Annotated in this window: 14 protein-coding genes; 4 read left to right on the top strand and 10 right to left on the bottom strand. The window is 63.9% G+C overall.

Going from position 1 to position 19,101, the window contains the following annotated elements:
- Positions 1-188 precede the first annotated feature (188 nt).
- Complete coding sequence (locus KJP30_RS25095; RefSeq protein ID WP_261331924.1) at positions 189-311, top strand: hypothetical protein; 123 nt, start codon at positions 189-191, stop codon at positions 309-311.
- Here the strand turns inward: KJP30_RS25095 and KJP30_RS14700 are convergent.
- Positions 308-1,273, bottom strand: a complete 966-nt coding sequence (locus tag KJP30_RS14700; protein ID WP_218450012.1) for a PLP-dependent cysteine synthase family protein — start codon at positions 1,271-1,273, stop codon at positions 308-310. The genes KJP30_RS25095 and KJP30_RS14700 overlap by 4 nt on opposite strands.
- Before the next feature lie 119 nt (positions 1,274-1,392).
- Here KJP30_RS14700 and KJP30_RS14695 point away from each other — a divergent pair, with 119 nt between their 5' ends.
- The gene (locus KJP30_RS14695) at positions 1,393-2,745 is read left to right on the top strand and encodes a mechanosensitive ion channel family protein (RefSeq protein ID WP_218450011.1); all 1,353 of its coding nucleotides are present in this window, start codon (positions 1,393-1,395) and stop codon (positions 2,743-2,745) included.
- A 15-nt stretch (positions 2,746-2,760) separates the two neighbouring features.
- Here KJP30_RS14695 and KJP30_RS14690 read toward each other — a convergent pair whose 3' ends face one another.
- A complete protein-coding gene (locus KJP30_RS14690; protein ID WP_218450010.1) occupies positions 2,761-3,069 on the bottom strand; it encodes an EthD family reductase in 309 nt (102 codons plus the stop codon).
- 136 nt (positions 3,070-3,205) lie between these two features.
- Between KJP30_RS14690 and KJP30_RS14685 the strand changes: the two genes are divergently transcribed.
- Complete coding sequence (locus KJP30_RS14685; protein ID WP_218450009.1) at positions 3,206-4,384, top strand: acetyl-CoA C-acyltransferase family protein; 1,179 nt, start codon at positions 3,206-3,208, stop codon at positions 4,382-4,384.
- 44 nt (positions 4,385-4,428) lie between these two features.
- Here the strand turns inward: KJP30_RS14685 and hemA are convergent, their stop codons facing one another.
- Positions 4,429-5,637 carry a 5-aminolevulinate synthase gene (hemA, locus tag KJP30_RS14680; RefSeq protein WP_218450008.1) on the bottom strand — a complete coding sequence of 403 codons (1,209 nt, stop codon included), beginning with the start codon at positions 5,635-5,637 and terminating at the stop codon, positions 4,429-4,431.
- Between the two features lie 206 nt (positions 5,638-5,843).
- On the opposite strand from hemA, the gene idi reads away from it, so the two are divergent.
- Positions 5,844-6,377 (top strand): isopentenyl-diphosphate Delta-isomerase, encoded by a 534-nt coding sequence (gene idi / locus KJP30_RS14675; protein ID WP_218450007.1) that lies wholly within the window; start codon positions 5,844-5,846, stop codon positions 6,375-6,377.
- 5 nt (positions 6,378-6,382) lie between these two features.
- On the opposite strand, the gene KJP30_RS14670 is transcribed toward idi, so the two are convergent.
- The 7 genes from KJP30_RS14670 to KJP30_RS14640 all read right to left on the bottom strand — a co-directional run bounded on the left by KJP30_RS14670 (position 6,383) and on the right by KJP30_RS14640 (position 19,011).
- Complete coding sequence (locus KJP30_RS14670; protein ID WP_218450006.1) at positions 6,383-7,216, bottom strand: hypothetical protein; 834 nt, start codon at positions 7,214-7,216, stop codon at positions 6,383-6,385.
- A 48-nt stretch (positions 7,217-7,264) separates the two neighbouring features.
- Entirely contained in the window at positions 7,265-7,912 is a 648-nt protein-coding gene (locus KJP30_RS14665; RefSeq protein WP_218450005.1) for a M15 family metallopeptidase, read from the bottom strand.
- Between the two features lie 74 nt (positions 7,913-7,986).
- Positions 7,987-9,405 carry an SH3 domain-containing protein gene (locus KJP30_RS14660; protein ID WP_218450004.1) on the bottom strand — a complete coding sequence of 473 codons (1,419 nt, stop codon included), beginning with the start codon at positions 9,403-9,405 and terminating at the stop codon, positions 7,987-7,989.
- An 80-nt stretch (positions 9,406-9,485) separates the two neighbouring features.
- Complete coding sequence (locus KJP30_RS14655; RefSeq protein WP_218450003.1) at positions 9,486-10,901, bottom strand: SH3 domain-containing protein; 1,416 nt, start codon at positions 10,899-10,901, stop codon at positions 9,486-9,488.
- Between the two features lie 114 nt (positions 10,902-11,015).
- Positions 11,016-13,037, bottom strand: coding sequence for a penicillin-binding protein 1C (gene pbpC, locus KJP30_RS14650; protein WP_218450002.1), 2,022 nt, complete (start codon positions 13,035-13,037; stop codon positions 11,016-11,018).
- Positions 13,034-13,588 carry a putative glycolipid-binding domain-containing protein gene (locus KJP30_RS14645; protein WP_218450001.1) on the bottom strand — a complete coding sequence of 185 codons (555 nt, stop codon included), beginning with the start codon at positions 13,586-13,588 and terminating at the stop codon, positions 13,034-13,036. Before KJP30_RS14645 ends, pbpC begins: the two co-directional genes overlap by 4 nt.
- Positions 13,585-19,011 carry an alpha-2-macroglobulin family protein gene (locus KJP30_RS14640; RefSeq protein WP_218450000.1) on the bottom strand — a complete coding sequence of 1,809 codons (5,427 nt, stop codon included), beginning with the start codon at positions 19,009-19,011 and terminating at the stop codon, positions 13,585-13,587. Before KJP30_RS14640 ends, KJP30_RS14645 begins: the two co-directional genes overlap by 4 nt.
- Positions 19,012-19,101 lie beyond the last annotated feature (90 nt).

Below are 19,101 nucleotides of genomic sequence, written 5' to 3'. Positions count from 1 at the left end.
CGCAAGAGAGGCCGCGCAGGGCGTCAAACCGCCCAAGCCTGTGGACAAACTGACGCGCCCCCCTTTTTCCGCAGGCAGAATCCGCCCATCTGGCAGGGTTCCGCGGGGGAACCGCGGCGAAACTCCGAAAAAAGTGATCCGCAAGCCGGACGGGGCCGTACCCGTTCGATACCATCATGAGGCATCCGATGCGTAGCGCATTGAACATCGTCAACCTGGCCCTGATCATCGTTCTGATCGTGGCTGCCGTCAGCGTACAGGCCCGCGTGGATTCCAGCGGCATTGCCCCGCTGACCACACTGGCGCATTAACCACCGTCGATCCCGGCCCACAGGTCGGTTGACAGGTATTTCAATCCGCTGTCGCACAGGACGATGCCCACCGTCCGACCCTTTTCCGGCCCCTTCAAAAGGTGCGCCGCAGCCGCAAGGTTTGCACCCGCAGAATAGCCGGCAAACAATCCTTCGGTGCGCGCCAGCAAACGGGCATGGTCACGCGCCTCGGCACCGGAAACCGTGACGGTTCCGGCCAAGGGCGCCTCCTGCAAATGCACAAGATCGCCCATGCCATACCCGCCGCCCTGTATCGGATGATCGGGGTGAGAGGTGTCCCCGCCCGACAGCACCTCGGCCCCCTGCGGTTCCACCGCATAGCACCGCACCCCCTTGGGCGACAGGAAGCGCGCGGTGCCCGCCAGCGTCCCACCCGAACCGACAAAATCGGCAAAGGCCTCGATCCCGCCGCCGGATTGGTCCCAGAACTCGGGCCCGGTGCCGGTTTCATGCGAGTACGGATTGCCGGGATGGCCGAATTGATCCGCGCGAAACGCGCCCCGCTCTGCGGTGATCCGCTGTGCCGCCTCTTCGACCAGCGCAAGGTCGGCACCGGACACCTGCCCCGGCGTACCGCCGGGTGCCTGATCGACCAGAACGACCTCCGCCCCCAGCGCGGCCATCATGCGCGCCCGTTCCACCGAGTTGCCCCGACTCATCACCGCGATGAACGGGTGCCCAAGGATGCCACAGACAATGGCCAGCCCGGTGCCCATGTTGCCCGAGGTCAATTCGACCACAGGCTGCCCCGGCGCCAGCGCTCCATCCGCCTGCGCCGCCTCGACAATGGCTTTGGCGGCGCGGTCCTTCTTGGAAAAGCCCGGCAACAGGAAGTCGAGTTTCGCGAGGATGCGCCCCTCAAGCCCCAGCGCCGCGCAGGCCCGGCTGAGATCGACAAGAGGCGTGCCCCCGATGGCATCAATTGCGGATGACAGGATCATGGCGCGACGCTGCGGTCAGAAAGACGCGCTGTCAACCGGCGCGATAACAAAGACTTGCTCGATACCGGCAATGCAATAGACTTCTCTGTCACGGACGCCCCGAAGCAACGGAAGGTGCCATGGACCCACAGGAGACGCTACCACTGGACCCCGAGGCGCTGATCAGCGTCTGGGAATTCCTGCTCTCCGAAGGCCAGATGCTGTGGCGCGAGGCGATGCGCCCGTGGACCACCTACCAGATCGGCATCATCATTGGCATCTACCTGCTGGCATGGGGCCTGCGGGCCGTGATCAAGCCGCGCTATTCCGATTGGCTCCGCAGCCGCGAGAACTGGCCCAAATGGCGCTTGCGCATCGGGCTGATCGTGCAGCGCCGATTGCGGATGATCCTCTTTGTCACGATCATATGGATCGCCTATTTCGTGATGCAGGAACTGACATGGTCCTATCGCAGCCTCCTGCTGCGGGTGGCTGCGAACCTGTCCACCGCATGGCTGTTCATAGCTTTTGCAACACGATTGATCGCGAATCCGGCGCTGGGCGTGGTTGTGCGCTATGGCGCGTGGACATGGGCGACCCTGTCGATCCTTGGCTGGACGGACGAGACCCAGAGCACGTTGGAATCCGTCGCCCTCACCATGGGCGAAACGCGGCTGTCGCTGTGGCTGATTATCAAGGCCATTGTGGTGATGGCGGTCCTGCTGGCCCTCGCGCGCCTGATGGCCGGGGCCTCGGCGGTATCGATCCGGCGCAACAAGGACATCAGCCCCTCGATGCAGGTGCTTGCGGTCAAAGTGCTGCAAATGGTCCTGTTCGGCTCGGCCTTTTTCATCGCGTTGAAATCGGTGGGCGTGGATCTGACCGGGCTGGCGGTGCTGTCCGGTGCCATCGGTGTCGGCCTTGGCTTTGGCCTGCAAAAAGTGGTGTCGAACCTTGTATCGGGCATCATCATCCTGCTGGATAAATCGATCAAGCCGGGGGACGTCATCAGCCTTGGCGATACCTTCGGGTGGATCGAATCCCTTGGCGCGCGCTATGTCAGCGTAGTTACACGCAACGGCAAGGAATACCTGATCCCGAACGAGGATCTCATCACCGGGCAAGTGGTGAACTGGTCCCATTCAAATGATTTCGTGCGGTTGGATATTCATTTCGGCGCGTCCTATCAGGACGACCCGCACGAGGTCCGCCGCATCGCCATCGCCGCCGCCAAGCGGGTCGACCGGGTGCTGACGCACAAGCCGCCGGTTTGCCATATCACCGGCTTTGGCGATTCATCGGTGGACTACATCCTGCGGTTCTGGATCACCGACCCGACGGGCGGGCTGACCAATATCCGGGGCAACGTGTTCCTGGCCCTCTGGGATGCCTTTCAGGAACACGGCGTTTCCATCCCCTTCCCGCAGCGTGAGGTGCGCGTTCTGAAGGATGCAGAGCCGCCGACCGAGGCGGCCCTGCGCGGTGCCGACTGATCGAGAAACGCGTCGTCAGCCGATGGTTTCACCGATCAGAACCTGCGGCTGCGTATTGGTAAAATTCGGGATGTCCTCCAACAGCGGCCCGGCCTTGTCCATCGCCGCACCCATCGCGGCCTGATCGGCAAAGACAAAACTGGCAATGGCGTGATAACCCGGCGGCGTGTCCGGCCCACCGGCCAGCCCCTTGGTCACCAGTTGGCTGGACACATGCGCGCCCCATGCCGCGGCCACCATCGGCATATGTGTCGCCGCATAGTAATCGTGGTCGAAATGCGTGCCCTCGGTCGCGGGGTAGATCACCTGCACTGTAACGCTCATCCGGGTCTCCTCTCCTGTCCCTGAAACGGCTTTACCACAAACGGCGTGCCGTTACGTCTCAATTTGCAAACCGCTTTGCAGGGCTGACAGGTGAATGCTGCAAGTGCATAGTCCCCGCAATCAAAGGAGGAGCACCATGAGCGACGATATCGTCATCCTGAGCGGCGCACGGACCGCGATCGGCACCTTCGGCGGCAGCCTTGCCGGCACCCCGCCGATCGAACTGGGCACCGTGGCCGCCAAGGCCGCGCTGGAACGCGCCGGTGTCGAAGGCGGCCAGATCGGCCACGTGGTCTTTGGCCATGTGATCAACACCGAACCGCGCGACATGTACCTCAGCCGCGTGGCGGCGATGCAGGCCGGTGTTCCCGACACCACTCCGGCGATGAACGTGAACCGCCTCTGCGGATCCGGCGCGCAGGCCATCGTTTCGGCGGTGCAGTCCCTGATGCTGGGCGACGCGGATTTCGCGCTGGCCGGCGGGGCCGAGAACATGTCGCGGTCGCCTTTCATCATCCCCGATCAGCGTTGGGGCGCCAAGATGGGCGATATCAAGACGCTGGACATGATGCTGGGCGCGTTGAACTGTCCCTTTGGCACCGGCCACATGGGTGTGACCGCCGAAAATGTCTCGGACGAACATGATATCAGCCGCGAGGCGCAGGACGCCTTTGCCCTGGAAAGCCAGACCCGCGCCGCCAAGGCCATCGAGGAAGGCCGCTTTGCCGACCAGATCGCCCCGGTGCAGGTGCGCGTGAAACGCGACATGGTCGATTTCACCGTGGACGAACACCCCAAGGCAACCACGGCCGAAGCGCTGGCCGGACTGCGCACCGTTTTCAAGAAGGACGGCACCGTCACTGCGGGCAACGCCTCGGGCATCAACGACGGTGCCGCGGCCATCGTTCTGGCACGCGCTTCGGCGGCTGAATCTGCGGGCCTGAAGCCCCGCGCGCGCGTGCTGGGCTACGCCCATGCCGGCGTCCGCCCCGAAGTCATGGGCATCGGTCCGGTTCCCGCGGTCGAAAACCTGCTGGCCCGCACCGGCCTGTCCATCGGGGATTTCGACGTGATCGAATCGAACGAGGCCTTTGCCGCGCAAGCGCTGGCGGTGAACAAGGGTCTGGGACTTGACCCCGCCAAGGTGAACCCGAACGGCGGCGCCATCGCACTGGGCCACCCGGTAGGCGCCACCGGCGCAATCATCACCGTCAAGGCACTGTACGAACTGGAGCGCATCGGCGGATCCAAGGCGCTGATCACCATGTGCATCGGCGGCGGTCAGGGCATCGCTCTGGCGATCGAACGCATCTGACGACATTGGATCGGCCCGCCGCCGGGTTGGCGGGCCGATCTGCCTCAGGCCACCGCGTGGGCCAAGGCGCATTGCTTCCACAACACGGTCAGCGCTTCGACCAGATGGTCGATATCGGCATCCCCATGCAGCGGGCCCGGCGTAAACCGCAGCCGTTCCGTCCCCTTGGGCACGGTCGGATAGTTGATCGGCTGCACATAGATCCCCCAATCCCGCATCAGGATATCCGCCAGCATCCGGCATTTCACCGGGTCCTTGATCATCACGGGGATGATGTGGCTGTCATTTTCCAGATGGGGAATACCCCGCCGGTCCAGCGCGGCCCGCAGGCGCGCGACCTGCCGACGCTGCTGCTGACGTTCCGCGTCCGAGCGTTTCAGATGCGCGACAGAGGTCTGCGCCGCCGCCGCCACCGCAGGCGGCAGCGCCGTGGTAAAGATGAAACCCGAGGCAAAGCTGCGGATGAAATCGCACAGCGCCGCAGACCCGGCGATATAGCCCCCCATACAACCATAGGCCTTGCCCAATGTGCCTTCGATCAGCGTGATGCGATCGGCCAGCCCGCGTTCTTCGGATATGCCGCCCCCGCGCGGTCCGTACAGACCGACGGCATGGACCTCGTCCAGATATGTCATCGCGCCGTGCTTTTCGGCCACCTCGACGATCTCTGCCATCGGGCAAATGTCGCCATCCATCGAATAGACCGATTCAAAGGCGACGATCTTGGGCGCATTGGCGGGCAATTGCGCCAGTTTGCGATCAAGATCCTCGGGGTCGTTATGCCGCCAGATCACCTTGTGCGCCCGCGAATGGCGGATGCCCTCGATCATGCTGGCATGGTTCTTTTCGTCCGACAGGATCACCGCATCCGGCAGACGGCTGCCCAGCGTCGACAGCGCCGCCCAGTTCGACACATAGCCAGAGGTGAACAGCAACGCCGCCTCTTTGCCGTGCAGATCGGCCAGCTCGCCTTCCAAAGCCACGTGATGCCTGTTGGTGCCCGAAATGTTGCGCGTGCCGCCCGCGCCCGTGCCGCATTCGTCAATGACGTCTTTCATCCTCTGACGCACCAATGGATGTTGCCCCATGCCAAGGTAATCGTTCGAACACCAGACGGTGACCTGCCCGTCACCGCCGCACTGCCGCGCCTTGGGAAAGGGCATCCCGTCACGATCAAGTTCCGCAAAAACGCGGTAGTTCCCATCGGTTCTAAGAGCGTCGATCTGGGCAGTGAACAGGGCATCGAAATCCATGGGACGTCTCCGGCAATGGGTCAGGGGGCAGGAACAATCTGCGGCAAAAATCCTTTTTTGCAGGATAAGAAGCCGCGTCACCCGGCCACAGTCCGGTTTTCCACCGCCCCGGCTCGCCCCGGCCTGCGACAGTTTCGGCGTGCAAATGGCGCGGCCCGCACCCTATATGTGCCCAACTTGGAACCAAGCTGCGGCCAGGGCCTGCAATGACGATCATGATTCCCGCGTGGGTGGACGGCACCCTGCAACCGGTGGAAAAACTCGAAGCACATGAACGCGGCCTTCGTCACAAGGCGGTGTCGGTCTTTGTCACGCGCGGAGACGAGGTGCTGATCCAGCGCCGCGCGCTGGGCAAATATCACACGCCCGGCCTTTGGGCGAACACCTGCTGCACGCATCCCGATTGGGACGAGCCCGCCGAGGCCTGCGCGCTGCGCAGGCTGGATGACGAATTGGGCCTGACCGGGGTCGATCCGCGCCATGTCGGCAGGGTGGAATATCGCGCCGAAGTCGGCGGCGGCATGGTCGAACACGAAGTCGTCGAGATCTTTCGCGCCGAGGCCGTGGACGGTATGACCCTGGCCCCCAACCCGGACGAGGTCATGGAAATCCGCTGGATCACGCGGGCCCGGCTGACCAAAGAGGTGCGGGACATGCCGGAACGTTTCACGCCTTGGCTGAGGATATACCTCGACCGACATTCTCGGATGGTGTTCGGCCCAACCGAGGGCGACCGGTAAAAGGTTCAACGGTGCCAAATGGCCGCGTAGCGCGCCTTGCCGCCGGATTCATAGCCCGAGACATCCACCAGCCGGTATCCTTGGGCGACCCATTTGTCGAACTCGCTTTGGTATTGCGATGAACTCATGTTGTGCCGGGCCACCCATGAACCGCGTCCTTTGTCCCAGATCGCTGCAAAATAGGGTGTGCCGTTGACGGTGTATCCGTCGACATGAACCGGGCGATAGCCCTGCGCCTTCATCGCGTCGAATGTTTGTTGATAGCTGGCGCTGGTCATGCCGTGGCGGGCCTGCCACGCGCTGCCGCCCTGTTTCTTCCAGATCGCCGCATAGCGTGCCTGACCGCTGACCGCATAGCCCGAAACATCCACCAGTCGATACCCCTTGCCGACCCAAGCGTTGAACTCTTGCTGATAGGATTGGCCGGACATGCCGTGCCGCGCCACCCATGCGCCGCCGGTCTTTTGCCAAAAGCCCGCAAACAATCCGGAGCCGCGGCTCATTGCATCGATGAAAATGGGCGCATAGCCCTTGGCCGTCAGGTTGTCGAATGTCTGTTGATAGGCGGGGGCCTGCAAGCCGTGCCGCGCCACCCATGCGCCGCCGCCGCTCTTGGACCAGATCGCTGCGTAATATCCCTTGCCATTGACGCTATAGGCATCGACATCGGTCAGGCGATAGCCCTGCCCCTTGTAGGTGTCGAACCACGATTGGTATTGCGCGCTGGTCATGCCGTGGCGTGACACCCATTGTTGCGCCTCGCTGGCACCGGCAATGGTGAATGCAATGACACCGGCAAGCGTGCCTTGGATTGCACGTCTGAAAAATCGGTTCTTCATATCGGGCTTCCTTTGAAATATCGCCGCGGGGCAAACAGGCCCCACCCGTCAGTTTCCGTTGGCCGAGAAGTGCTGGTAATCCTTGGACGAATTCCAATCGCCGCCCCAACCCCAACCGCGTTTCTTGAACGCGGCCACCACCGCGTCCCCCGCACGGATGACGCCGCGGGCCCCGGATCGACGCTCGGTCGGGTCATCGAAATCCACTCCGGCCGATGGCGAGGTCCGCCCGCGCGCGACATAGGGGTTCTGCACCGGATTGATGTCGATGGCACGGCCAAGGGCGTGCTGCGACAGCCGCGAGGTGCCCGCCACAAGACGGCAGTTGAAGGCGCTGGTATTATTGGCCGCCATGGAAAACCCGTCGTCACCACGGAAATGGTGCACAAGGCGCATGCTCTGGATCGGGTAACGGGCGGCATGAATGTCGGCAAAGATGTCCAGCATGTCCTCTGCCACATCCGTTGCGACGATCAGTTCACCCCGACGCGTACGCCCCTTGAAATCGACGTAGGGCACCGACAACAGGCGCAGGTCATCACGCGCCGGACAGGGTTTGTCCGCATGCCAACTCACGCCCTGCATGGCGGTCCATGTCGCATCCGGGATCGGCCCGGCGGTGCCGCGTTCTTGCGCCAAGGCCAGCGAAGGTGCCGCAAGCCCCACCAACAGTCCGGCCACTACGGATTTCCACATTGCTCTGCTCCTTGCACCTGCATGTCCTAGATGGTCAGGCGCCGGGATTCTGTGCAAGTCCGGGAAACCAGACGTCACTCAGCCAGAAAATGGCGGCTGACAAAGCCCGTGTTCCCATCGGGCGCGACGACCTGATACCACAGCATGTTTTCCGCGATGCAGGCCTCGGCCCGGCGGCGCAGGTCCGAGATCGACGGCTCTGCCGCAAGGACCTTGCAAAGGCCAAGGCAATCCTGAGCCCTCGCGTTGTCGCGCAATGGGACAAGTCGCCCGGTGTCAGGCACCTGCACCCGTTCGGCCAGCCGCAGTTGCCCGACAACGGGCGCGCGCAGACCCGGAGCGGACCGCAGGTTCACGAACTCATTGACGTTGATGACCCGGGCCGAAGTGCTGGCCAAATGGCAGGAATTGAACCCCCCAACACCACCGCCCGCCAAAGATGGATCACGCACCGCGCGAAAGAATCCTGCGACGTGGTCGTCCTGCCCCTCACGCCAGATCGGAAGATCGGCCAACGGGGTTTTGGACGGGTACAGCATGTAGGGAAAAACTGATCCGCTGACATCCTGATCGGTGGCGCCACCGGTATAGCGCGCGCCGCCCATGTAGTTCACAGGCCCGTTGTTGCCGTATAGTCGCAGTTCGCACCGCGCCGATCCCTCATAGCGGAAATCCCGGTTGCTGAGAGCGTACAGCGAGTCGGATGTGATCTCTTCGAAGGTGAAATCCAGCGGACCTCCACCGTCCCACAGTTCATAGTCCAGCAGGCCGGAATCCACGTGGCGACAGGCATGGCTGAGCATGTCCTGCGCCCGACCGGCCGGCAGCGCCACGGGGGCCACCGCAATCTGCCAGCGGGCCGACTGTTCCACGGTTTCCACATAGGTCATCCGGAACGGGGGCGTGCCCAGAAGCGCAAGAAACAGCGAATCCGGGATCGCCGTGCCCATGTCGGCGCGGTGGCGCAAAACGCCTGCCATGCTGTCCAAAGCAATGGCATAGGCGGTATCCACCTCGTCCCGGCTATAGGATCGATCCCCCAGCAACAGCGAAGGCGCGTGGAACCCCAGCTTGGCGCGCGGGTGCATCAGGCGGTCGTTGCTGTGCGCGCCGCCTGCTTCGGGGTGGCGATAGCGCCCGGACAGGAACATCACCGCACAGGCGCTTTCGCAACTTGCGCCCTCGGGGACAGCCGTCCCATAGGCGTGCTCTCCGATCAGGTCTGCCAGCGCCAGCGCCTCTCGCAAGAGACCGCCGGGCGAGTTCAGGCAGATCCGGCGGCCAACGGGAGTATAGTCCGCAGTATAGCCGATCTCTTCCAGCAGCGCCCGCAGCCTGTCGGCATCGCCCTGTTCGATCGCCCCCTCCAAGGACAGGCGACAGCCCATGACGGCATCGCCGCCCCGCGTGATGGTTGCTGCCGACACCGGGGCCAGCCCCGCGCACATCAGCAGGAGGACAAAGGCAAAGACGCTGCGAAAGAATGCGGGCATGGGATCGGGTCTCGTGCTGGAAATATCAGGCACAAGGCTAACACGGGCCGTTCCGTCCGCGAAGCGTTCCCGGCCGGCCCTTAATCCGCAAGGAACTTGCGGCTGACGTATCCTGCCGTGCCAGACCCGTCGCGGATCTCGTACCAAAAGACATTGCCTTCGATACAGCGATCGACCCGCGCCCGCAGGTCAGCATCGCTGTTGTCCAGCGCAAGATCGTTACAAGCCCTGAGACAGCGTCGCGCCTCTTCACCCCCGTTCGGCGCGCGCAGATCCTGCGTGGCGATCACCCGCACCCGTTCGCCCAACGGCACCTTGCGCAGAACGGTGCCTTCGAACCCCGGCCCGTCGCGCAGGTTGACATATTCGTTGACGTTGACGATCCGCGCCTCTGGGCTGATCAGCCAACAGGACTTGATCTCGACCTCGGACAGTTCGGCCCGGGCCGCCGCCTGGATCGCCGCGAAAAAGATCTGTTCGCCGGTCTCGGCGGCGGTGCGGGCAACGGGCAACGCCGACAACGGCAGCCGGGGATCATGGAACATGTAAGGATAGACTTCGCGGCGCGTAACCTCATTGGCACCGCCACCCTCCATGGTCAGAAAACCGATCCGGTCCAGAGGGTCACCGTCCGCCCGCAGGGTCAGTTCGCAATTGGCCGCATCCTCGGCCCGAAAGCCGCCGCGTGATGTGACCTCGGCCCGATCTGCCCCAAGATTGCCGAAGGTGAAAGGCAGGTTCGCGGAGCCATACAGATAGCTGTCCGAAGCCCGCGTATCCATCATGCCCCCGTCAGCATTCAGACAGGCAAAACGCAGCGAAGACTCGATGTCTTCGGCGGTCAGAGACACCGGCGCCACCTCGATCTGCCAACGCGCGGCCTGTTCGACGGTCTCGACATAGCTCATGTCGGTGGCGGGTGTGTTGAGGATGGTCAGGAACAGCGATTCCGGGATCTCTGAGGTGACGCGCATCACCTCTCCCATGCTGCCCAGCGCCGCCGCATAGGCTCGGTTCACCTCGTCGCGGGAATAGGCGCGGTCTTCGCTCACAAGCGCCGGCGCGTGGAAACCCAAAGCGCCGCGCGGATGCAGCACCCGATCCGGGACAAAGCTCCCGTCTGCCTCTGGGTGTGCGAAGCGCCCCGAAAGAAACAGCACCGCACAGGCGCTTTCACAGCGCGCACCCTCGGGAACCGCGGTTCCCATAAAGCGCTGCGCCACGATATCCGCCATACGCACGGCCTCGATCAAGGCACCGCCGGAACTGTTCAGACACAGGCGCTGTCCCACGGGGCTGATGCCATCAGGCATCGGCAGTCCGGCCAAAAGCTCTTGCAGCCTGTCGGCATCACCATCCGCCAACGCGCCGTCGATGCGCACCTGACAGCCCATGCCCTGCCCGTCTTCGGACAGGGCAATATCGGCCGCCTGTGCCATCGCTGCGAAAATGGAAAGGACCGCGGCCGCCGCCAGCCGCCTGCGCACCTGTGCCATGTTTTTCTCCGTCTGCTCGGACCTTTGTGCCGAGTCTATCACGACGTCAGCGATTTGTGGGCGGGGAATTGCCGGGACGAATCGGCTGGCAAGGCTTTGCCGAATCGCCGGACCTCATCTCAGCTCAAAGGACACTCGACCCGAAGCTCCAAGCGCGTCGATTACCGAAAGCGTGGTGAAGCCCGGACCATCCAGCGGCGCAAGAAACTCGGGCCGTTGCAGGCCGGTCGCCAGAACCGCACCGTCGGCCAAGACCGTGTAGGGCGGCACGCCACCGCGCAATTTGACCGGCACACCCATGTCGCTGGCGGCCAAACGGGCGCCTTCGGGCGGAAAGGTCAGTTTCAGCTCTGCCACCGTGTCGCGCGGGCCAAACCGCTGCAATGTCTCGGGCAACTGAGCGCGCCCGACCAGCAGCGCCTCGGGCGGCGGCGGCGGCAAGGGTTCGAACCGGCTTTCGACCCGGCCCAGCGCCTCGAACAACAGCGGCGCGGCAAGGTCGCCGCCAAAGGCGCCGGGCACAGGTGTACCGTCCGGCCGTCCGATCCAGACGCCCGCAACATGTTGTCCCGTCCAGCCCAGTGCCCATGTATCCCGATGGCCATAAGACGTACCGGTCTTGTAGGCCACGCGGCCCGGCGGACCGGCAGAGGCCGGGGGCAGAAGGCCCGCAAGAATATTGCCCACCTGCCAGGCGCTTGTGCGGCTGAGGATGCGCTGTCCGACGTTGGCCTCTGGTGCGCCGTCGGCCAGCCAGCGCAGCGCCAGCGTCTCTCCTCCGCGCGCCATGGCAGCATACAACTGCACCATTTCCTCCAGCGTCAGGCCAACCCCGCCCAGTGCCAGTGCAAGCCCCGGTGCGCCGCCCTGAATCCCCGGTTCAACCCCGGCACGGGACAAAGCCGCCATCAGATGTGCGGGCCCAAGCGCCTCTGTCAAACGCACCACGGGAATGTTGAGCGACAATTGCAGCGCCCGACGCACCGACAACTCCCCCCGATATTCACCATCGAAGTTCCGCGGCGCATAGGTTCCGAACTGCACTGGCGCATCAAGGATCAGGGTTTCCGGATGCGCCAGACCGCGATCAAAGGCCAGCCCGTAGACCAGCGGTTTCAACGTCGATCCCGGCGAACGCTGGGCCGTGGTCATATCCACAAATCCCTGCGCGGCCATGTTGGTATAGTCGCGCGATCCGACCGAGGCGAGGATTTCACCACTTTGGTGATCCGCAAGAACAATCGCCACCGACAGCTTTTCGTCCCGCCCCGCCATATAGCGCCGCGCCAGATCCTCGAGGCTGATTTGCAGGTCCCGGTCCAGCGTCAACCGATGGCGGCCCGGCCCCACGGCGATGGCGCGGTCGGCCATATGCGGCGCAAGTTGCGGCATCGGCTGACGGCCCAGCGGCGCCGGGTCCCGCTTGTCCGTCTCGGCAGACGCGACGGGAATGACACCCGCTCCGGCCATGCGCATCAAGACGCGGTTGCGGGCAATTCGCGCCGCTTCGGGATTGCGGTCCGGGCGGCGGCTCTCGGGGGCCTGCGGCAAGGCCACCAGCAACGCCGCCTCTGCCGGGGTCAGGCGGGTCGGCTCTTTTCCCAACCAGATCAGCGACGCCGCGCGCAACCCCTCGACGTTGCCTCCGTAGGGGGCCAACCGAAGGTAAAGCGCAAGGATTTCGTCCTTGGACAAACGCCGTTCCAGTGCAAGCGCAAGGCGCATCTGGCGCAGCTTGCCGCGCCACTGGCCTGTGGTGCCATCCTCCAACAGGCGCGCGACCTGCATCGTCAGGGTCGAAGCACCGGACACGATTTCCCCGTGCCGCAGCGCCTGCCCCGCCGCCCGGACCGTGGCCCGCAGATCGACACCGCCATGCTGGTAAAACCGCTTGTCTTCGTAGGCGATCAGCATCCGAAAGAACAACGGATCCACCTGATCCGGCGACACATCCATCCGCCACAGTCCGTTTTCAATCGTATAGGCCCGCAGGAGATGCCCGTTGCGGTCACGCACCTCGGGAGAGGTCGCGTGAACAAGAACCGGGATCGTGGTGGTGTCGATGAACACATCGAACCGGTCGCGCGCGAAGGCTGCTGACCACAGCAGCACGACGAGAACGACCAGCCGTTTCACACTTCGGCCTCCCACAGGCCGGGATAGGTGGTGATGAACCCGTGGCCATTGACCGCCAGATGCGTTTCGAACCCGGTTTCGCGCGCCTCATAGCGCACAAGCCCGCCGCGTTCGCGGGTATAGCTCTGCGACAGGGGCGTGACCTGTGGACCGGGAAAACGCAGCCAGGCCGAGGTGGTCTCAAGGCGGCCAACTTCTGGCAGACGGTTGAGCGGCATCAGGTTGGTGGCCGGGGTAAAGGACAGGTCCACGTCTTCGGCCTCTGCGAGGTCGGGGCGCTTTTCCTCATTCACGGTCCAGCCGTCGCCGTTGCGCATCAGGCGCATCGCCACCGGCGCTCCGCCGTGTTCACCCGTGATGTCGGCACTGGTGGTGCACCAATCTTCTCCCAGCCGGATCAGGTAATCCAGCGCGGCCCAGCCAGAGGCGTCGCGGAACCGCGCGTGCCCCACCAGCATCCAGCCATGGTCCAGCCGCGCCAGCCGGCATTTGTCCTCGCCGTCGCGATCCAGCGCCCGCCAGTGAATCGTCGCAAGTGTTTCTCCGCTCATGGCAGGACCGTCACGCTGCCAGAGGCGGTCACCGCGCGGTATTCCGGGCGGTACATGTCTTCGACCAGCGCCGCAGGGTGATGGAACGTCCCCGGAGAAACCGCGCGAACGATATAGGCAAGGCGCATCTGGCCCTGTTGTTCCCGGTCCAGTGCGGCAAGGAAACGGTCACTGCGGAATTCCGTATGCGTGGCGTCCGAAAGTTCCAGCCAATCCAGTGCGCGGATGTCGCCCGACCGCAGGATATTCGGATTGTCGATCTCGAACCCTGCGGGCAGCGCATCGTCCAGGATCAACCGTGCGTTTTCCTTGTCGGCGGGTTTGACGGTCAACACCACCACCATGCGGTCACCGGCGCGGATTTCGTCCACGGGATCGCCCTCCAGCGTGAAATACTCGCGCGTCAGGGCATAGCCGAAACCGGTGGCCTCGGTCGCACCTATCGGTTTGCCCAAGGTGGTCAGGGTGATGTCCGTCGGCTTGTCCGAGGTGTTGGTCAGCTGGACAGGTTGCAGGCCCTCGGCCTCGATCCGGCGCACAAAGGGGCCTGTCAGCGCCGCGCCGTCCAGCGCAAGGCCAGAGACTGTCGGATCCTGTACCATCGCGTGCGCGGCCATCAGCGCCCATGCCTTTTCCTGCGTCGACAATGGCCGGTCGACCGAGGAAATCCGCCGGATCATGTCATTGCGGTCAAACCGATCCGAGCGCGCCTCGACCGCCAAGGTCAACAGGCCCGCTGCATCGCGGACCGTGCTGCCATAGTCCAGACGATAACCACGCTTTTGCGCCACAGGTGTTGCGAACAACCGCTCGGCAGCGCGACCGAACATTTCATCCGCGCGCAACTGATCGCCATAGCTGGCGAGCGCGGCACCCAGTTGGGCCTGCGCCAGAGGGGTTGCAAAAGATTCAGCCTTTTCGTCCGCGTAGTAACGCAGATCTCCCATCGCGGCCTCACCTTCGCGGGCCAACACCATCAGAGCGTAGGCAATATCCTCTCCCCCCTCGTCGAAATCAGGCGCATAGGCGATCCGGTTCTTGAGGTTGTCGATCGCGTTCTGCCACGCGATCTGCGGTACGTCATAGCCCGCCGACCGCGCCCGGCTGAGGAAATCGGTCACATAGGCATCCAGCCAGAAATCCCCCGAATAGGCCCCCCATAGCCCAAAGGCCCCGTTCGATGCCTGCCGCGTCAGCACCTTGGCCACCGACTGTTCGATTCGCAGGTCGATCCGGTCCTTGTTGCCAAGGCCCAAAGGCTCGGCAATCGCGGACATGTAAAGCAGGGGCAGCGCCTTGGAGGTCACCTGTTCCGTACAGCCGTAGGGATAACGGTCCAGCGAGGCCAGCAAGCCCGGCGCATCAAAGCGCGCCAGCGGGCCGGCCGACACCAGCGCCGAGGCCCCGGCCGGCCGAAGATTGGCAAAGACGTCTTCGGTCAGGGTAAAGGTCTCACCCGCGGCCAGTTGGAACCGGCGGGTCGCGCCGACATCTGGATCATTGGACCGAACGCCAAGTGTCAGATCCTTGGTCAAACGATCACCGTCCGGCGTGGTCAGGACGATACGGATCTTGTGATCACCCACCGACTTTGCGGTCAATGGCACCTCGAAGGTGGCTTTTGCGCCTTCACTCAGCGTGACATTGGCAGGCAAGGCCGAAGTGTCCAGCGCAAGACCGTCGGCGCTGACCACCAGAGGCATCTGCCCCACCGGCCCCTTGGCATGGGTCAGTTCCACAAGAAGGCGGCTTTGATCGCCCGGAGACAGGAACCTTGGCAACGAGGCAGAGATCACCACGGGATCGCGGATCAGAACGTCCGTCTCGGCGGAACCGACCCCCTTGGGCGACCATGCCACGGCCATCAACCGCACCGTTCCATTGAAGTCGGGGATGTCAAAACGTGCCTCGACCGTGCCGTCCTGGGCCACCGGCAGCAGCCCCGAGAAAAAGGCCACCATCGCTTCGGTCGGTGGCGGGCTTTGCATCCGCACACCGGCATCCGCGTCACCACCGGACCGGACAGAGCCCATGGCTCCGTTCATACCGTCGATCAGGCGGCCATAGATGTCGCGGATCTCGACCCCAAGGCGACGCTGGCCGAAATAGTGACCGGCCGGGTCCGGCGTATCGAACCCGGTCACGTTGAGAATGCCGAGGTCCACCGCGGCAACGGTCACAAAAGCCATCTCTCCCGGCGCTACGTTGTCGATCCTGACCTTGGCCACCAAGGGAGAACGCGGCGCGGATTCCTCTGGAACGTCAAAACCAACCGCCAACCGGGCGTCCCCCGGATCAACAGCCGCATGGGTCAGCCCCAGCGCACGCGCCGGGTTCTGGCCCGCGGTCACATCCATCGGGCGGATCACCTGCGCGGTCACGTATACCCCGGCGCCCCAATCCTCTGTTACCGGCAGGGCCAGCGTGTTTTCCCCTTCGACCACGTCGATGGCCTGCATGGAAACCACCCGGTCCGCCAGCACGGTAATCAGAGCCTTGCCCGCGTAACGCGGCACCATGCGCAGGGTCGCGGTTTCACCGGGTCCATAAGCGGGCTTGTCCAACGACAGCTCCAACATGTCTGGCGCATCAGAGGCATCCGCCGGAGCATACCAGCCCGCCGAGAACCCCATCGAGGCGGCAAGATAGGCCCCGTCCGCGCGAGTGACCACAATCTCGTATTCGCCCCAGTCGACCTCGGCCGCGATCTTTAACGGATCTGCGCCCAACGTTCCCGTCCCCTTGGCAACGGTTTCGCGTGTGGTGACAGGCTCCCAATACCAGTTGCCGTAATTCTGATACCATTGATAGCGGGTGCGCACGCGATTGACCTGCCAGCCGATGTCCATCGCCTGCGGCTGAAGGTCGGGGCCGATGGCGATCACTTCGAACCGCGCTTCGGCGCCCTCGGCGAATTCCTCGGCGGCGGGCTTGATGCCGATCATCGGAGTCGGCGGCGCAACAGACCGGGTGATCCTGCGTTCAACGGGGCGACCCGAAGCTTCGGAAAGGCGCAGGGTCGCGGTGGCCGTCATCGGGCGCCCCTTTGGATCCACGTCCGGCATCGGCAGGGTCAGTTGCGCGGCACCTGTGTCATCGGTTGTCAGATCGGCATCGAAGGTTTCGATCCGCGTCAGCGCGCTGTCGTCATGGCGACCGAACCGGTAGCCGGGAAAGGCCTCCATCCGGGTGCTGGTCGACAGGCGCAATTCGCCGTCGATGTTCAGATCAGCCCCCGGTGCGCCAAAAAGATAACGCGCGTCCACCTCCAGCAACGGCGGTGACAGCGGGTTGATCGGACCCTCTGGCAGGGACAGATCGAAATCAATCCGCTCAGGCACGAAGTCCTCGACCAAGACGGTATCCGATATCAGCGCCTTGCCCTTGGGATCGGCAAAGACCGCCAGCCGCCACGTGCCGCGCGGCACGCCCGGCCCCAGCGGCAGGGCAAAGACATGTCCCCCCGCATCGCCGCCGTCAGAGATATGGCGGGAATACTCCACACCATCGGGACGGGTCAGCACGGCGGTCAACGGCACATCTGACACCGCATCGGCATGGGCGTCGCGCAGCAAGGCGGTGACATTGACCACGTCCCCGGCACGATAGATGCCTCGGTCGGTGGCAAGGAAGGCGTCCAAAGGTCCGGCTGGCGCGCGCCCGGCAACGCCGCGATCGGACAGGTCAAAGGCGGGATCGGTCAGCGACAAAAAGGCCAGATCCTCGTCACCGCGCTTGGCCATGATCAAGGCAGGGGCCGTGCCACCCGTGCCGCGCAGCAGGCCGGGCGCAAATCGGGCCACGCCATCGGCATCGGTGGTCACGGTTTCCAGCACGCGGTTTGCCTCGGCCAGCAGCGTAACCTCCAGCCCCACCATGGCGCTGGCATCGCCAAGATTGCGGGCAAAGACCGTCAGCCCGTCGGTGCCCTGCATGGTGGTCAGTCCGATGTCGGACAGGATGAACCATTGTGTGGCCCGGCGGCCCTCACCGTTTTTGGGATCGGGCACGGCGGCTGTCAGTGCATAGATGCCGGCGGGCAGATCGCCCAGCACATCGCCCATCGGCAGGCGGGTCAGCATGTCGGCGTTCAACCGGTTTTCAACCACACCGGTGCCGCGCCAGATCTCTTCGGCCACATCGCGGGCAAGGTATTCCTCGTCATAGCGGCCCAGCGGGCTGCCAAAATAGTTCTCTTGCATGGCGCGGATCAGGTTGCGGTCCGACACGCGGCGCAAAACCAACTCGACCTCGTCAAGATTGACCGTTTCGATCGGCAGGCCCGCATCGGCGGTGCGCGGCAGAACATAAGCGCGTCCCGGAAAGCCCAGCGTCGGGGTGCGGTCGCTGACATAGGCCGTGATCGGCACGTCACGGGCCAGTTCCTCGCCGGACTTTGCAGGCAGTCCGGCTCGGAAGGTGATGGTGTAGCGTGCGCCGTGTTCCACGCCGGTCACGCAGATACGTTCGTCATCCTGCACCACCGCCAAACGCGGGTCCGGCAATTTTACATAAGGTGCGTAGTCCTGCCCGACGCGCACCAGCGGTTCGTTGAAGCTGGCACAGATACGGGGCGCGGCGGTGTCGGCTTCGACGATGTGGTCATCCACACGAAAGCCGTATTTGCCGATGGCATCGTCCAGCAAAGCCGAGACATCGGCCCGCGGCGCGATGGTTTCGCCCAGCCGCAGCGCCGGGATCATCAGTCGGCCACGTTTGTCCGCCTCCAGCGCGCGCGCCATGTCATAAAGCGCGGTGATCCGGTGCGCATCTTCACCCGCCCTCAGGTAGGCATTGACCGAGGCCAGAAAGGCGCGGTTCGTGTACTTGCGCTTGTCCGCGCCCTGCACCTTGGTCAGATATTCGGTCGACCATTGCCCGTATTGCAGCCACAGCGCCGGGTCGTCGTTCTGGGCCAGCGCCGCGCCGGTCCAGTGGATCGCATCGCGCATGTCACCGCTGTCGCGTGCCTTTGTCGCCGCATCCAGCAGCGTCCGCACTGTCCATTGCCCGCCGCCATGGCGCACGGCCAGATCCATTGCCTCTGCCAGAGCACGCTCAAGGTCGCGCTCGCTCAGGAACCCAAGGTCGGAAACGCGGGTGCGCGCCCGGTCCAGCACCTCGGAAGGGGTCGTGACGACGCGCCCGGATACCGCCCCTTCAAAGGACGCCCGGTCGGAAACCTCGGACTTGGGAAAGCAGGAATTGTTGCGGCTGTTGAAGGTGAAAGCGATGCAGCCCTCTGTATCAAGACAGGCCGTCTGACAGGCATCAAGCGATGTGTCGAAAAGGCTTTGCAGGTCGGTGCCCACGTAATCGAGGTCGCGCGTGACGACGTACCGTCGTTCCGGGACCGGCTCCTCTGCATGAACGGAAGACATGCCAAGGATGGCCACGGCGAGGCCGAGAGCAAAGCGACGCATCGAAAAGCTCCTTTCAGAATAATGCCTCTCATCGTGGCATGCAGGGTGGTTCAAAACAAGGATTCTAAGGGTCCGGGATTCCTGACCCCG

Source organism: Antarctobacter sediminis, assembly GCF_019218285.1.
Classification (GTDB): Bacteria; Pseudomonadota; Alphaproteobacteria; order Rhodobacterales; family Rhodobacteraceae; genus Antarctobacter; species Antarctobacter sediminis.
Note: the sequence above shows the minus strand (reverse complement) of the source record. Positions and strands in the feature narration are given on the sequence as shown.

Coding starts and splice junctions, on each gene's coding strand:
- KJP30_RS25095 (WP_261331924.1), top strand. CDS start 189: ATGCGTAGCGCATTGAACATCGTCAACCTGGCCCTGATCATCGTTCTG.
- KJP30_RS14700 (WP_218450012.1), bottom strand. CDS start 1,273: ATGATCCTGTCATCCGCAATTGATGCCATCGGGGGCACGCCTCTTGTC.
- KJP30_RS14695 (WP_218450011.1), top strand. CDS start 1,393: ATGGACCCACAGGAGACGCTACCACTGGACCCCGAGGCGCTGATCAGC.
- KJP30_RS14690 (WP_218450010.1), bottom strand. CDS start 3,069: ATGAGCGTTACAGTGCAGGTGATCTACCCCGCGACCGAGGGCACGCAT.
- KJP30_RS14685 (WP_218450009.1), top strand. CDS start 3,206: ATGAGCGACGATATCGTCATCCTGAGCGGCGCACGGACCGCGATCGGC.
- hemA (WP_218450008.1), bottom strand. CDS start 5,637: ATGGATTTCGATGCCCTGTTCACTGCCCAGATCGACGCTCTTAGAACC.
- idi (WP_218450007.1), top strand. CDS start 5,844: ATGACGATCATGATTCCCGCGTGGGTGGACGGCACCCTGCAACCGGTG.
- KJP30_RS14670 (WP_218450006.1), bottom strand. CDS start 7,216: ATGAAGAACCGATTTTTCAGACGTGCAATCCAAGGCACGCTTGCCGGT.
- KJP30_RS14665 (WP_218450005.1), bottom strand. CDS start 7,912: ATGTGGAAATCCGTAGTGGCCGGACTGTTGGTGGGGCTTGCGGCACCT.
- KJP30_RS14660 (WP_218450004.1), bottom strand. CDS start 9,405: ATGCCCGCATTCTTTCGCAGCGTCTTTGCCTTTGTCCTCCTGCTGATG.
- KJP30_RS14655 (WP_218450003.1), bottom strand. CDS start 10,901: ATGGCACAGGTGCGCAGGCGGCTGGCGGCGGCCGCGGTCCTTTCCATT.
- KJP30_RS14645 (WP_218450001.1), bottom strand. CDS start 13,588: ATGAGCGGAGAAACACTTGCGACGATTCACTGGCGGGCGCTGGATCGC.
- KJP30_RS14640 (WP_218450000.1), bottom strand. CDS start 19,011: ATGCGTCGCTTTGCTCTCGGCCTCGCCGTGGCCATCCTTGGCATGTCT.